The organism is Bacteroides sp. B1-V-101 (genome assembly GCF_023656585.1).
Classification (GTDB): domain Bacteria; phylum Bacteroidota; class Bacteroidia; order Bacteroidales; family Bacteroidaceae; genus Bacteroides; species Bacteroides thetaiotaomicron.
Genome location: NZ_JAMOKH010000029.1, coordinates 1 through 14,583, shown reverse-complemented (window position 1 = coordinate 14,583; position 14,583 = coordinate 1). Strand labels below are relative to the sequence as shown.

Annotated in this window: 9 protein-coding genes; 6 read left to right on the top strand and 3 right to left on the bottom strand. The window is 44.1% G+C overall.

Annotated features, from left to right (window positions below; translation table 11 throughout):
• Positions 1 to 12: 12 nt before the first annotated feature.
• From NBH01_RS18805 to NBH01_RS18795, 3 genes are all read right to left on the bottom strand, one after another.
• A complete protein-coding gene (locus NBH01_RS18805) occupies positions 13 to 741 on the bottom strand; it encodes a LytR/AlgR family response regulator transcription factor (RefSeq protein ID WP_225679023.1) in 729 nt (242 codons plus the stop codon).
• Entirely contained in the window at positions 741 to 1,946 is a 1,206-nt protein-coding gene (locus NBH01_RS18800) for a sensor histidine kinase (RefSeq protein ID WP_250700218.1), read from the bottom strand. Before NBH01_RS18800 ends, NBH01_RS18805 begins: the two co-directional genes overlap by 1 nt.
• A 152-nt stretch (positions 1,947 to 2,098) precedes the next feature.
• Positions 2,099 to 2,950 carry a helix-turn-helix domain-containing protein gene (locus NBH01_RS18795; RefSeq protein WP_061473498.1) on the bottom strand — a complete coding sequence of 284 codons (852 nt, stop codon included), beginning with the start codon at positions 2,948 to 2,950 and terminating at the stop codon, positions 2,099 to 2,101.
• Positions 2,951 to 3,200: 250 nt separating this feature from the next.
• On the opposite strand from NBH01_RS18795, the gene NBH01_RS18790 reads away from it, so the two are divergent.
• The 6 genes from NBH01_RS18790 (at position 3,201) to NBH01_RS18765 (ending at position 14,321) form a co-directional block, all read left to right on the top strand.
• Complete coding sequence (locus NBH01_RS18790; protein WP_195591812.1) at positions 3,201 to 4,547, top strand: DUF4925 domain-containing protein; 1,347 nt, start codon at positions 3,201 to 3,203, stop codon at positions 4,545 to 4,547.
• Positions 4,548 to 4,584: 37 nt separating this feature from the next.
• A complete protein-coding gene (locus NBH01_RS18785; RefSeq protein ID WP_055229529.1) occupies positions 4,585 to 7,434 on the top strand; it encodes a TonB-dependent receptor in 2,850 nt (949 codons plus the stop codon).
• Between the two features lie 243 nt (positions 7,435 to 7,677).
• A complete protein-coding gene (locus NBH01_RS18780; RefSeq protein WP_151209129.1) occupies positions 7,678 to 9,528 on the top strand; it encodes a tetratricopeptide repeat-containing sensor histidine kinase in 1,851 nt (616 codons plus the stop codon).
• Positions 9,525 to 11,486: a tetratricopeptide repeat-containing sensor histidine kinase gene (locus tag NBH01_RS18775; protein WP_225679025.1), complete on the top strand. Its 1,962-nt coding sequence runs from the start codon at positions 9,525 to 9,527 to the stop codon at positions 11,484 to 11,486. Before NBH01_RS18780 ends, NBH01_RS18775 begins: the two co-directional genes overlap by 4 nt.
• Positions 11,487 to 11,490: 4 nt before the next feature.
• A complete protein-coding gene (locus NBH01_RS18770) occupies positions 11,491 to 13,548 on the top strand; it encodes a sensor histidine kinase (RefSeq protein ID WP_250700217.1) in 2,058 nt (685 codons plus the stop codon).
• A gap of 92 nt (positions 13,549 to 13,640) precedes the next feature.
• Positions 13,641 to 14,321 (top strand): hypothetical protein, encoded by a 681-nt coding sequence (locus NBH01_RS18765; protein WP_011107993.1) that lies wholly within the window; start codon positions 13,641 to 13,643, stop codon positions 14,319 to 14,321.
• The last annotated feature ends 262 nt before the right edge of the window (positions 14,322 to 14,583 follow it).

The window sequence follows — 14,583 nt, the reverse complement described above, 5'->3', positions numbered from 1 at the left end:
ACAGCCAAATACTTAAGAGAAACTCAGCTTGCTGATATGCTCCGCAAATCTCTCCTTATAATTATCACCAACAGGAATATATGTATTTTTATCAAAGATGATACGAAGCCGGGAAACTTCGGTTATCCTACGCAGATTGACAATGTAAGAACGATGTACCCGCATAAAATACGTTGGAAGCCGTTCCTCCATTTTTTGAAGACTGGCAAGGGTTATGACCGGTTTATCTTCTCCTTCTATAAAGATACGCACGTATTCGCTCATCCCTTCAATATACCGGATATTTTTCACATCAATGCGCACCACTTTGTAGTCACTCTTTACAAACAAGGAATCTCCTTTGATCTGCGAACTATTTCCCAGTTCTCCCTGCTGTTCCAACATTCGGTATTCGTACTGTTTTCGTGCCTTATCCGCTGCTTTCAGCAAATCCTGAAATTCAAACGGCTTCAATAAATAATCGACAGCATCCAGTTTGAAACCGTCTACCGCATATTCAGAATAAGCAGTAGTAAAGATCACCATCGGACGGCTGATTAAAGAGCGGATAAAATCCAGTCCATTCAAATCGGGCATATTGATATCCACAAATATCAAGTCTATCTCTTCGTCTGCCAACACCTTCATCGCCTCAAAAGCATCCTGACAGGACTTGACTAAAGATAGAAAAGGAACACGGGATATATAATCCGTTAATTGCTTCAATGCCAAAGGCTCGTCATCAATCGCTATACATTTCATTATAATAAAGGTATAATAAGTAAGACATCAAATTTATCATATTCCTCAGTAATGGAGAGGGTGTAATCATTACCAAACAACAACCGCAACCGTTTGCGTATATTCTCCAGACCGATGCCGTGATGTTGCTCGTTAGACGAAGTCCCCGTGCTATTGGTACATCTGAAAGCAAGGCGGTTTCCTTCTTCCAGTTGCATCACAACATGAACAAATGACTCTTTCCTGTAGCTCACTCCATGTTTAAAAGCATTCTCCACAAAAGAAATAAAAAGTAAAGGAGGAATTTGAACTTCGGGCACTTCGAGAGGGAAATTCTTTTCAATAGAAACTTTCTCAGGATAGCGCAAACTCATCAAAGTGACATAATTCTCCAGAAACTGAACCTCGCGCGAAAGCAGAATGGTTTTATTACTGGCCTCATAAAGCACATAGCGCATGAGTTTAGAAAGTTCTACAATCGTACTCTTAGCCTTTCCCGTATCAATATCCACTAGTGCATGGATATTATTCAATGTATTCATAAAGAAATGCGGATTTATCTGATACTTCAGATATTGCAATTCAGACTGTAAACGCTGATGCTCCAGTTCTTTCAGCATTTCCTCATCACGAAAGGATTTAAAAAACAGTTTGACGGCAATATTAAAGCCTATCATCAAAAAAGCAATTATACAATGAATAAGGTAACGGATGGTGAAGGGAGGAATGGGATAAAGAGTCGGTTTAGAGAAGCCGCCCGGTCGTTGCGGTTTTTCCAAAACCGGATCGTTTGCCTGAGGCGCTTCCCAATGAACAGACTCTTCCTGCCGAGCTTTCTCTCTCATCTTAATAATCAGGTCTCTCTGACTTTTTCCTTTACCCTTGCGAAGATCTCTATATCTGAATTCCTTTGGAAAACGCTCCATAGAGGGATCAGGAATAACCCAACAAGCAGTAGAGATTAGAAAAACCAAAGAAATAATATAATACCAGTACTTTTTCTTAAACAGGAAATACGGAACTAATCCATAATTATTCAACAGAAACAAGACGAAAAAAGGAAGGATGCTCAACCACGAATCATGAACAATTACACGGATTTCTTCTTTTTCGAGTCCACCACTGACGGCAAAGTATCCGCCTATCAGTGGGAGAAGAAAAATAACAGTCCAGATAGCCCCATAAATGCTCTGCTCCAGCAATTGTTGTTTACGCAGTCTTTCCATGCTTCATTGTTCCAAATTACTGATACAAAGATAGAACCGTTACTTCTTCTCCACAAAAATAATCGACCAAAGGACTTATTTCAACGGTAAACTGCTGTTTTACCATCCTCCGGAGCATCCCCATCCATCATCGGTCTAACCACCGTCATCCATTAGCATTCCCGATATTCCTGTGGAGTCATTTCCACATGTTTACGGAAATATTTATTAAAAAAGGAAAGATTATTAAATCCTAATGAAAAAGCAATTTCCTTCACCGGCAATCGGGTTGACTTCAATTGTGCCTTGGCATTCATGATAATAATTCCCGTGATAATCGCCAGTGGACTATGCCCGCTGGCTTTACGGATGGCACCGGAAAAATGAGCCGGAGTTACTCCGCACTTCTTCGCATAAAAAGAAACTTCGTGTTCCTGTGTATAGTGAGTCATCAGCAACTGGATAAACTGGCGATAAAGTTCATGTTCCCGCTTGATAGGTTCGTTGGTAGTCGGCTTACAGCGTTTATACAACTCACCCACCCCCTGAAAGAATATAGTAAAAATAGACATTAATATTTCTTTGTTATCCAGGGTGTTCGGTAAAGAATAGGCACGGATAAGCAGGCTGAAAGCGTTTCGGTATAATTGCGCTACCTCTTCCTGTAATGCCATAATAGGATTGTCCAAAATCATAGGGAGAAAATCCAGATAGGTCTCTACATAACTCACACGGGAGATAAATTCCGAAGAAAAGCCCGCAAAGCAAACACGGGTATCCGAAGATACTTCGTGAATCTGTATGAATGATCCGGGGAGGACAGTCACAAAGTCATTATGGGTAATGGTATACTCGGACAGGTTGATAGTGGCACGTACAGTTCCCCGCGTGCAAAGAACAAAGACTCCCGCCTTTATATGGCAGGGAAAACGACCGTATTGATTCAGAATATCGCCGGTTATGCTGTCATCTGTAACAAAATCGACCGGAAGATCAAACTTAGGAAGAGCATCATCTATAATCATAATTAAGAAATTTAGTTCCACAAAGATATCTTTTTCCATTCGAATTTCCTCCAAGTTCTTTATTAAAATATGAAAAACAGAACATCTATTATTTAAAAGAGAACATTACAGTTATCTATTCAAATACACGTGCATATAAAATAGTTAAAATAGAACATCGAATACCAAGAATAGAGCTTGATGTAGAAACAATATTAACCGACATTTGCAATGTTTTAATAAATACGTTGAAATAAAAACAAAAAAGAGAATGAAAACATTACGAAAACTATTTTATGTAGCTTGTACAACATTCTTCCTTACATCTTGCGAAGAAACCTACAATGACAAGCTGTTCTGGCCAGGCGAACTCAGTCAGGAATATGGCTCGTATATCAAACCATCCACTCTGGACCTGACCTACAGCGGAGAAAAGTTAATCGGAAAAACCGTCAGCTTTCAGACGGAAGACAGTAAAAAAGGAACATTGACATTAAACGATATCATTCCAGGAGAAAAAGAGACATCATTCCGGATAAACTTATCAGAGCAGGAAGACAACTATACGTTCAGCGGAGAAACAGTTTCGGGTGCGGGAGCAACCGTGAAATACGCCGGCTCCATTACTCCGAAAACAATGAAACTGGACTTGAATGTAACGATGCCGCAAAATCAATGGATGAAAACTTATCAGATGAGCGAACTGACACGCGGCAGAGGAAAAGATGTCATACGCAATCAGACGACCGGCGAATATGAATGGGGAGAGTCGGACAATCAGATACTGACAGCAGCCCTTTATACCGACATGGATTTAGAGATGGTAAAGGAGGCGGGAAGTTTGTACGCAACCGTATCCGTTATTATAAAAGGCATGGGAGGATACCTCCTGCCGCAATTACTCAAAAGTGTCACTCTGGAATCCGACGGAAACATTACAGCCGAATATACATCGGACGAACTGCAATTGGGGGAACAGAAGTTCAGCGAAATCGACATGGATAATCCCGCATCCCAGCAACAAGTCATTAATTTCATTATGATGAAGTTAATGTTCAATACATTGTCTGCCGATGATATTACTGCCGCAACCCAGGGACGCAATTATGCAGAGTCTCCCCGGGGACTGGCTTTCTGGTATCTGAAAAATGACCTTCTCTATGTCAAACTGAACCTTCCGGGCATTATCAGCCTGGTCATGCAAGGGCAGGGACAGACGGTCGATGCTCATCTGATAGCAGGCATTGCAGATGCTATCCTGAAATCCAATCCTTTCTTACTGAAGACTCTACTGGGAGTTGTGAGCGAATCATTGGACAACTCTTTATTATCTATGATCGCCAATATGGATCACCAAAGTTTTCAGATGTTCTTCTCATGGATAAAGGAAGGCATCCCCATGCAGATAGAAAAGGAAAACGGACATACGCATATCTATCTGAACAGGGAAGCGCTGAGTCCTCTCATTGCCTTCATCCCCCATCTTCAGCCAGTGATGGAAGGTATTCCTAACTTCGGTCCGATGTTGTACAATTCCTATTTAGGTCCACTGTATGACAACTGGTCTATCATCACCCAACTGGACTTGGGACTCGACCTGACAGACAAAAACGAATGAGACTTTCCACCAGAAAAAAACATAAATTACAGAAACAATGAAGAAACTATATATTCTGACATTATTCATCTGCCTTGCCGGATTCGGGACTAGTTTTGCCCAAACGTTGAAAGGGCATATATATGACGCCAATACCAATGAACCTTTGGTTGGCGCAGCGGTAACGTACAAATTACACGGCAATCAAGGAACCGTGTCCGACATAAACGGAGCGTATGAAATCAAACTTCCGGAGGGAGGTGTCGACCTTGTGTTCAGCTATATCGGTTATGAAGACGTTCTGATGCCCATTGTTATCGGCAAACGTGAAGTAATCACTAAAGACGTGTACATGAAAGAAAGTACCAAGCTGCTGGAAGAGGTAGTGGTAAGCGCCGGACGCTTTGAGCAAAAGCTCAGTAATGTCACCGTATCCATGGACTTGGTGAAAGCGGGCGATATCGCCCGTCAGGCACCGACAGATATCACTTCTACTCTCCGCACGCTGCCCGGCGTGGACATTGTGGACAAACAGCCTTCCATGCGTGGCGGCAGCGGATGGACCTACGGAGTAGGTGCCCGCAGCCAGATTCTGGTAGACGGAATGAGCACCCTAAATCCAAAAACCGGAGAAATCAACTGGAACACCGTACCTCTAGAAAACATCGAACAGATAGAAGTAATCAAGGGAGCCTCATCCGTTTTGTACGGTTCGTCTGCTCTCAACGGTATTATCAATATCCGTACCGCCCGTCCGGGATTGACACCGAAAACCCGCTTCAGCGCCTATATCGGTATATATGGCGATGCCGAGAATGACGAATACCAATGGAGCGACAAGAGTTTCTGGAAAGACGACAAGTATTCCGTCAAACCCATCCTGCGCGGAAACCTTCTCAGCGGCATACGAAACCCTATTTATGAGGGATTCGATCTCTCCCACTCCCGCCGTATCGGCAACTTTGACGTCAGCGGAAGCATTAACCTCTTTACCGATGAAGGATACCGGCAGCAAGGATATAACAAACGTTTCCGCATGGGCGGCAACCTGACTTATCATCAACCGGACATGGGTATGAAGATATTGAACTATGGTCTAAATGTTGACTTTCTTTCCAATCAGTACGGAGACTTCTTCATCTGGAGATCACCAACAGAAGTTTACAAACCTTCTCCTTTCACCAACATGGGGCGCGAAGAAAACAACTTCCACATCGACCCGTTCATCAACTACGTAAATCCGGAAAACGGAACGTCACACAAGATCAAAGGACGTTTCTACCATAGTGCCGACAACATAGTCAAGCCCAGTCAGGGAGCATCCATCACTGATATTCTTGGGAATATGGGAACGAACGCCCAGACTATACAGAATATAGCAGGCGGCGATTACAGTTCGCTCTACCCGGCATTGGTCGGCATCGGTTCCGGTCTGATCAACAATAATCTGGAAGATGCCATGAACGGGGTATTCACTTCCTTGGGCAACATCTTCCCCAACGCCACCACCGCCGATTATTGTGACCTCATCTCGTGGGTGATGGACAACGGACTGCCAAGTGACCTGATGAACGGCATACAAAACGGACAAGTCCCCAGTGATCTCATCCCCTGGCTATCCAACGTAATGAATCCGACCCGAAACAACGCTAAGACAAAAACGGACAAGAACTATAATTATTATCTTGACTACCAATTCAACAAGAAATGGGACGGCGGCGCACAGATCACTACCGGAATGACTTACGAGCACGTCCGCTACAATTCTTCCATCATGGATCAGGTGTACAAAAGCGATAATGTAGCCGCCTTCTTCCAGTACGACCAGCGCTTCTGGGACCGCCTGAGCGTATCGGCAGGGGTACGAGCCGAATATTATCGTGTGAACAACCATCACCGTGAAGCAGAAACGAAAATATTCGGAGCCAAAGTTCCGTTCCGCCCCGTGTTCCGTGCCGGACTGAACTATCAGTTAGCCGATTACAGCTTTATCCGTGCCAGCGCCGGACAAGGTTACCGCAACCCGTCCATCAACGAGAAATATCTCCGCAAGGACATCGGAGGAGTAGGTATCTATCCGAACCTCGACATCAAACCGGAGAAAGGTTACAATGCCGAACTGGGATTCAAGCAAGGATACAAGATCGGCAACTTCCAAGGATTTGTAGACGTAGCCGGATTCTATACCGAGTACAGAGACATGGTTGAATTTCAGTTCGGACTGTTCAATAACGCAGACTACAGCATGATCAACAGCATCAGCGATGCCATCCAGATGGTGACGGACGGCAAAGGTTTCGGTATCGGAGCACAGTTCCACAACGTATCGAAAGCGCAAATCTACGGTATGGAGATTTCGACAAACGGCGTTTATGACTTCAACAAGAATACGAAACTATTCTATAATCTGGGATATGTATATACTGAGCCCCGCGATGCCGACTACAAGGAACGTAATGAAATAGAAGATTTATACACCGACGCCCTTCAGATGAAGGAGAAGTCGAATACAGGCAAATATCTGAAATACCGCCCGAAGCACAGCTTTAAAGCCACGGTCGATTTTCAATGGAAGCGTATCAATCTGGGTGCCAACTTTGCATGGAAGAGCAAGATACTGGCAGTGGACTACCTCATGATGGACGAACGTGAAAAGCAACAACAAGACTTAATGGACTATGTACGCACGATCCTCTTCGGAAAATCGAGAGGAGAAACACTGGCTACTTACTGGAAAAAACATAATACAGACTATGCCACCGTTGACTTGCGCTTCGGGGTAAAAGCGACCAAAGAAGTCGCCTTCCAATTCATGGTCAACAACCTGTTGAATAAAGAATACAGTTACCGCCCGATGGCAGTAGCCGCTCCCCGTACTTTTGTAGTGAAAATGGACATCACATTCTGAAAAACTCACTTAGATTACTGGTTAAATCTGTCGGGGAAGTCTCCCCGACAGATTTTTTTATATACATCCACACAGAATAAAGCCTCAGCTCCCGGATGGCCGGCAACAGAACCAATAAAACGAACAAGCAGCAACGTATATTAACACAAAGAGAGAAATATTCACCGCCAACCTACCGCTTCTTTGTGATTTTTGCTTATTTTTGGCAACTAGTATAACACATACAACAAAACACCACTTTTAATGAAGAGAAATATCTATATATTATTTACTATAGGTCTGTTTATCCGGATTCTCCCCTCACATTCAGTAAACCTGAATACCGAACGACTGTCCAATTTGAAACGCCTGATAGAAAACAACATTGCGTACGATTCCATCGCGCCGGTAGACAGCGTTATCGCCTGGGGACAGCAACTGAGCCCTATACTGGAAAAGGAAAACAAGATGGAACTGTCTTTCAGCATCTGGCAACTGGTGGTATACATCTACTCCCTGCGCGGAGACATCGGGAAAGCAATCGACGAAGCGCGGCAAATGTACGAAAAAGCAGAAACAATGAGATATGATTTAGGAATAGCCCTTTCGAGCGCAGCTATCGGAGATGCCTATTTCTGCTCCAATATGCCCGAAGAAGCCATCGATTCTTATAAGGAAGCCATCCGTTATCCCGCCTCGCCTTCGGAGAACAACCATTATAAAGAAATGACTATCCTGAAACTTATACAGGTGCTTATTCTGACTCAAAGGACAGAGGAAGCAGAGAAATACAGAAAGATACTTTCCGAATCAAAATCCATACAGACCCATCAGACACTGCAATTTCTGACACTTGCTACAGATGTTTCTTACTATATCCAGAAGAACGATCTGCGCAATGCGAACAACTGCCTGCTGCAAGCAGAGCAAATCTACCTTTCGGACAGGCAACCTTATTATCGCACCACCTACAATTATATGCAAGGACGATATAACGAAGCAACAGGGAACTACAATCTTGCATTACAGTATTACAATGAGATTCTGACCGGCATCCGGCAAAAGACGCGCTCCATCATCTACCTGCAAGTAGCTTATGCCAAAGCGAATTTACTGATAGAAATGGGCAGTAAAGTAGAAGCGGCGCATCTGTATGAAGAAATCAGTATCGTCACCGATTCGGTAGTCGCTCCCAGCTATGCACACCGCATCAACAGCCTTCGGGCATCTTATGAGGAAAACCGGATGAAAGTAGAGAATAAAGCCGAGTTCAACCGTATTTTCATGGGCGGCATTTTAATAGGAGTCATAGTGCTGGGCATCATGATTTACCTCGTGATACACATATTAAAACAAAACAAGAAGATAGCGGAATCTAAAATCCGCATGGAGCAATCACGACTCAACGCCGAGAATGCCATGCAGACCAAAAGTCTTTTCCTCTCCAACATGAGCCATGAGATACGGACTCCGCTGAGTGCCCTCTCCGGCTTCTCCAGTCTGCTGACCGAGCAGGCACTCGACGCCGAAACACGCCGCCAATGCGGCGACATCATCCAGCAAAACTCCGACTTGTTGCTAAAACTAATAAATGACGTAATCGACCTTTCCAATCTGGAGATCGGAAACATGAAGTTCAACTTCACCTATTGTGACGCTATCGCTATCTGCAATAACGTAATCGATACCGTCAACAAAGTAAAGCAGACACAAGCCGAGCTCCGTTTCAACACATCGCTGACTTCCCTAAAGTTATACACTGACGATTCACGCCTGCAACAGTTACTGATCAACCTATTGATCAATGCCACGAAGTTCACCCCGCAGGGAAGTATCACGCTGGAAGTCCGTCAGGAATCGGAAGAATTTGCGCTCTTCTCCGTCACCGACACCGGTTGCGGAATCCCACTGGAAAAGCAAAGTTCCATTTTCAACCGCTTTGAAAAACTGAACGAAGGAGCACAGGGAACCGGACTCGGCCTCTCTATCTGCCAACTGATCATTGAACGGATCGGCGGCAGCATATGGATAGACCCTGCCTACACCACCGGATGCAGATTTTATTTCACCCATCCCATCAACCCCACAAAAGAAGGAAAGGAGGCACAGTCATGAAACGGTTATGGATATTCTTCATACTGATCGTACTGGCAGGAGGAACCGGCAAGGCTCTCTCCAGCAATAACGAAGCTGCCAAAGACAGTCTGCTTCAGATACTGGACACTTTGCCGGCCGATTCTTCCCGGCTGGAGATGCTTTATTCACTCGCTTATCTGGACCCGATGTCACCTTCCTGCGTCTACTATCTGGGAAAATTATTGGAGGAAGCTACCACACAGGACAACAAGTATTATCAGTGTCTTGCTCTGTATGCCCATGTCGTTTATTACTTCAACCACCAAGACGAAGAAAACACAGTCATCTGGATGGACAAGCTCTCTCCGGTTGCTTTAAAAAACAACTCCTACAGCTTATACTTCGAAGGAAAAAGAGCAGAAATAACCATACATATCATAAAGCATAAAATAGAATATAGCATCACCCAAGCCGAAGAGATGTTTAAACTGGCACAAAAGTTAAACAATCCCCAAGGAATGTCATCGGCCAAACTATGCCTGATGACTGCTTATATGATGACCGCCCGCTTTAAAGAAGGCGAAGAGGCCGGATTCGAAGCCTACCGCCTTCTGCCACCCACCGCCTCCCTGGAATCGCGCAAAAGCGTGCTCCAAGAAATAGCCTTATCTTGTTCCGCCACTAGAAACAAAAACTTCCTGAAGTACCTGCAGGAATACAAGAAAGTGCTGGACGCACTATCAGAAGCAAAGCAGACGCCCAAAGCATACAGCTACCTGTTATTGGAGTCTCTCTATGCCGACTATTATCTGAATGAAGGCACACTGGACGAAGCCCGCCCCCATCTGAAAAAGATGGATGAATACTTCTCTCCTACCACTTACATTCCTTGCCGGGGATTATATTATAATGTGTATTCCCATTATTACCGGATTACCAAAGAATACGAAAAGGCCCTGTCATACTCTCAAAATGCTATCGAACTCCTGTCCGAAGTATCGGACAACGAAGGGCTGAACTACAAAATAGAACATGCAAGCATTCTTACAGAGGCGGGACAGGCGGATGAAGCAATCCCGTTATTCCAAAGTTTGCTGGCGAAAAAAGACTCATTCTATCGGGCACTATCCATCTCGCAGACGAATGAAATCTATCAGATGCGCAACATGGACAACCTGCTTCTTGAAAAAGAACAGTACAAAGCAATGGTTCATTATGCCGGACTGACTCTGATAGCCATCGCACTGCTTATCCTGATTCCGTCTACCATACGTATCTATTATGTACGCAAGAAGTTGAGGAAAGAAGAAGAGGAAATCCGCAAGATGAGCCAGATTGCGGAAGAAGCGAACGAAGTAAAAAGCCGCTTCCTTGTTAACATGAGCTATAACATACGCATCCCGTTGAATAACGTCTTAGGGTTTTCTCAACTCATGACTACAGATCCGGAAAGCATGGATGCCGACCAATGGAAAGAATATTCAGAGATTATCCAGACCAACTCCGCCGAACTGATACAACTGGTGAACGACGTGCTCGACCTCTCCAGACTGGAGGCCGGCAGAACGAAATGGCAGATACAGGAGCACGAAATCATCTCCTTGTGCTCGGACGTTCTCGGTATGGTACGCATGAGATGCGGAGATAAGATACAGGCAGACTTTCATACGGAAATAGAAAGCCAGCCGTTTCAAGTAGACACCGCCCGATTCACACAATTGATTCTCAGTACACTGATCTACACAGACCCGTGTGAAGAGAAAAGGAAAGTGTCTCTCTATCTGGAACGTGACACGCAACGGGAACTATTTGTCTTTCGGGTAGTCAACAGTCCGTTAGCCGATCCGACCCTGCAAACACAAAAAGCAGAAGTACGCCATAGCATCAACCGTCTGACAATCGAATATTTCAAAGGTACATATACGATTGAACCGAATACTCCGGAAGGTCCCGTACTGACTTTCACATATCCTTATTCCAAAACAAATAATATCTAATCATATGTCCAAGAATCTGATCACACGAAAAATACAATTCTTATTTCTCATCGGAGCTATCCTGCTAGCGCCCTCTATCGCACGTGCTTCCGCCGTTACGGCTTCCGTCGACAGTCTGCAGAATCTCTTGCAAAACGACACGGATGCCAGGCAACGGGCCATTATCTATATTCATCTGGCGGATATCCACGTAGACAGCCTCAACATTTCCTCCCAATATTGGGACAAAGCCCTCACCGAGGCCGCAAAAGCCAAAGACGAATATATGATGAAGCTCGCACTCGATAATCTGATACAACGATATGCTTCCAAAAACAAAGAGAAGGTAGAAAAGTATATAACCTTCGCCCGACAATATCTGCCGGAAGAACACAACACCCTTTTCCGGTATTACTTGTATTGTTACAACATCTGGGCGGAAATGCGAAAGAACAATTCGCTGGAAACAATCGAACAGGAACTGGACAAGCTGAAAAAGGAAAATCACGGACAAATGACACCTGAAGAACAAATTCAATGGGAATATCTGACCGGAGTATCACTCGATTATTCAGCGGTACTGACACATTCATACAATGAAGTTTCCAAAGCCATTCCTTACGTAGAGCGCGCACTGGAGATACTAGCCCCTTATCCTTTGCAAGACAGGGTGCACTTCGAAATATTGTGCCACTACGAACTGGCAGACTTGTATACAACTGTTGAAAACAAGAAGGCAGTAGACGAAGTGAACAAAATGATCGAGCTACACAAGCAATGGAATCATCTGAATACGACTTTCGACCGGAAATTTCTGGACGAATCACATTACTACATGGCTAAATATTCGCAGATTATTTTCATGGCAGATCTTATTTCGAAAGAAGAGATAAAGGACTATTATCAGAAATATATCCAGATAGCAAATAAAAAGAAGATTGTAAAAAGCACTTATGAGACGACAGCAAGATATTATCAGACAATAGGCGAATACAAAAAGGCGATAGCCTACATTGATTCCGCCACTCAAACAGACCATTTCCAACCAGTCAACCTCGTTCCTATACTCATTGCGAAAGCCGGTCTGTACTATAAACTGAATGATTATAAAAACGCATATCTGACTTTAAAAGAAAGCAATAAGAACCGGATGTCGGATAAATCACAAAAAAGAGAGCAACAAATGATCGAAATGCAAACCCGCTTCGACGTCAACAAACTGGAACTGGAAAAGAGCAAACTCGCCAACAAAAACAAACAAATCGCACTGACCGGTACTTTTATCTTATTACTGGCAGCAATCGGATGGAGCATCTATCAGCGAACGATGGTAAAACGGCTGAAGAAAATGCACTGCGCACTAATGACTGCGCACGAAGAAGTCAGAAAACAAAGCATGAAAGCCACCGAAAGCGAGAAGATGAAAACGGCTTTCCTCAACTCTATCTGTCATGAAATACGTACTCCGCTCAATTCAATCGCCGGATTCTCCGAACTGATCTTCGATGAATCTTTAGACACGGCCACCAGACAAGAATTCCGGCAGTTGATACAAAGCAATTCTACCGCGTTAGCTTCTTTGATGGACAATATGCTGGAGCTGTCTCAGCTTGTCAGCTCCGAACTGCCTCTTCCTGTGGAGTCTACCGACGTATACGGACTATGTGTTGAAGAAATGGCCAAACTTAAGGAAACTCTGTCCAAGCCGAATATCGAATGTATCATCACAGGCGATAAAGACGGAATGACGGCACAGACAAACGCCTTTTATCTCTCCCGTGTGATTGGCAATTTACTAAGTAACTCCGCCAAGTTTACAGAAAGCGGAACAATCACACTGACCTGCAACATCGACAAAGAAAAAGGACAACTGGTGATCTCCGTCACCGATACGGGCATCGGCATCCCTGCCGACAAGCAGGAATGGGTGTTCGAACGTTTCACCAAAGTAGATGACTTCAAACCGGGCACCGGACTTGGCCTGTACATCTGCCGCATCATCATACAACGGCTCGGAGGGCAGATCAGAATAGATACCGGCTATACTTCCGGCTGCAAAATGGTGGTTACTCTTCCCGTTTAACCACCTGTCCGAATGCTTTTTCTGTTTCCGGGCCCTTTCAGATTCGTCAACAATTCGTATCTTTGCCGCCCGAATACAACAAAGTCATCAAAATGAAAAAACGAATTTTACTGATTGCACTCTTATTTTGTTCCGTTTTAGCACAGGCACAGGATGTTTTTGTAACAGCGGATTTTGTCAGCAGCTACATTTGGAGAGGTATGGACAGCGGTAACGCCAGCGTACAACCGTCATTGGGCGTCAACTGGAAAGGACTGACCGCCTACGTCTGGGGTTCGACCGAATTTCGCCATAAGAATAATGAAATAGATTTGTCATTGGAATACGAATACAGGAATCTGACCTTATACGCCAACAACTACTTCACGCAAACGGAAGAAGAACCTTTCAAGTACTTCAATTACAGTTCACACTCCACCGGACATACTTTTGAAGTCGGTGCCGGATATATGATTAGTGAAAAGTTCCCGCTTTCAGTCAGCTGGTACACCACATTTGCGGGGAATGATTACCGCGAAAACGGGAAACGTGCGTGGTCCAGTTACTGCGAACTCAGTTATCCGTTCAGTATAAAGAAGGTGGACCTTGCCCTTGAAGCAGGCTTTACCCCTTGGGACGGCATGTATTCCGATAAATTCAACGTTGTCAACATCGGACTTTCGGCCACCAAAGAACTAAAGATTACCTCTACTTTCTCTTTGCCGATCTTCGGAAAAGTGATCGCCAATCCTTATGAAGAACAAGTCTACTTTGTAGTCGGCCTTACCTTATAACCCAAGCATATATAGCTTTCAGTAGTTTCCACCGCTTGAAACTACAGTTTCATCACCTTGAAACCAGAGTTTCTACAGCTTGGAACTAAAGTTTCTGCAGCTTGGAACCATTAGTTTCAAGGCTTTGGAACCATTGGTTTTGTACTTCCCTAATAATGGTTGACTTGTTTATCTCTAATAGCTGCTATGTGTTGACTAGAAATATTACTAACCCTGGCAGCTGTTTACTTTATTATTTATTATTCCTGCCTCCGGTTTACTT

Coding starts and splice junctions, on each gene's coding strand:
- NBH01_RS18785 (WP_055229529.1), top strand. CDS start 4,585: ATGAAGAAACTATATATTCTGACATTATTCATCTGCCTTGCCGGATTC.
- NBH01_RS18805 (WP_225679023.1), bottom strand. CDS start 741: ATGAAATGTATAGCGATTGATGACGAGCCTTTGGCATTGAAGCAATTA.
- NBH01_RS18780 (WP_151209129.1), top strand. CDS start 7,678: ATGAAGAGAAATATCTATATATTATTTACTATAGGTCTGTTTATCCGG.
- NBH01_RS18790 (WP_195591812.1), top strand. CDS start 3,201: ATGAAAACATTACGAAAACTATTTTATGTAGCTTGTACAACATTCTTC.
- NBH01_RS18775 (WP_225679025.1), top strand. CDS start 9,525: ATGAAACGGTTATGGATATTCTTCATACTGATCGTACTGGCAGGAGGA.
- NBH01_RS18765 (WP_011107993.1), top strand. CDS start 13,641: ATGAAAAAACGAATTTTACTGATTGCACTCTTATTTTGTTCCGTTTTA.
- NBH01_RS18770 (WP_250700217.1), top strand. CDS start 11,491: ATGTCCAAGAATCTGATCACACGAAAAATACAATTCTTATTTCTCATC.
- NBH01_RS18800 (WP_250700218.1), bottom strand. CDS start 1,946: ATGGAAAGACTGCGTAAACAACAATTGCTGGAGCAGAGCATTTATGGG.
- NBH01_RS18795 (WP_061473498.1), bottom strand. CDS start 2,950: ATGATTATAGATGATGCTCTTCCTAAGTTTGATCTTCCGGTCGATTTT.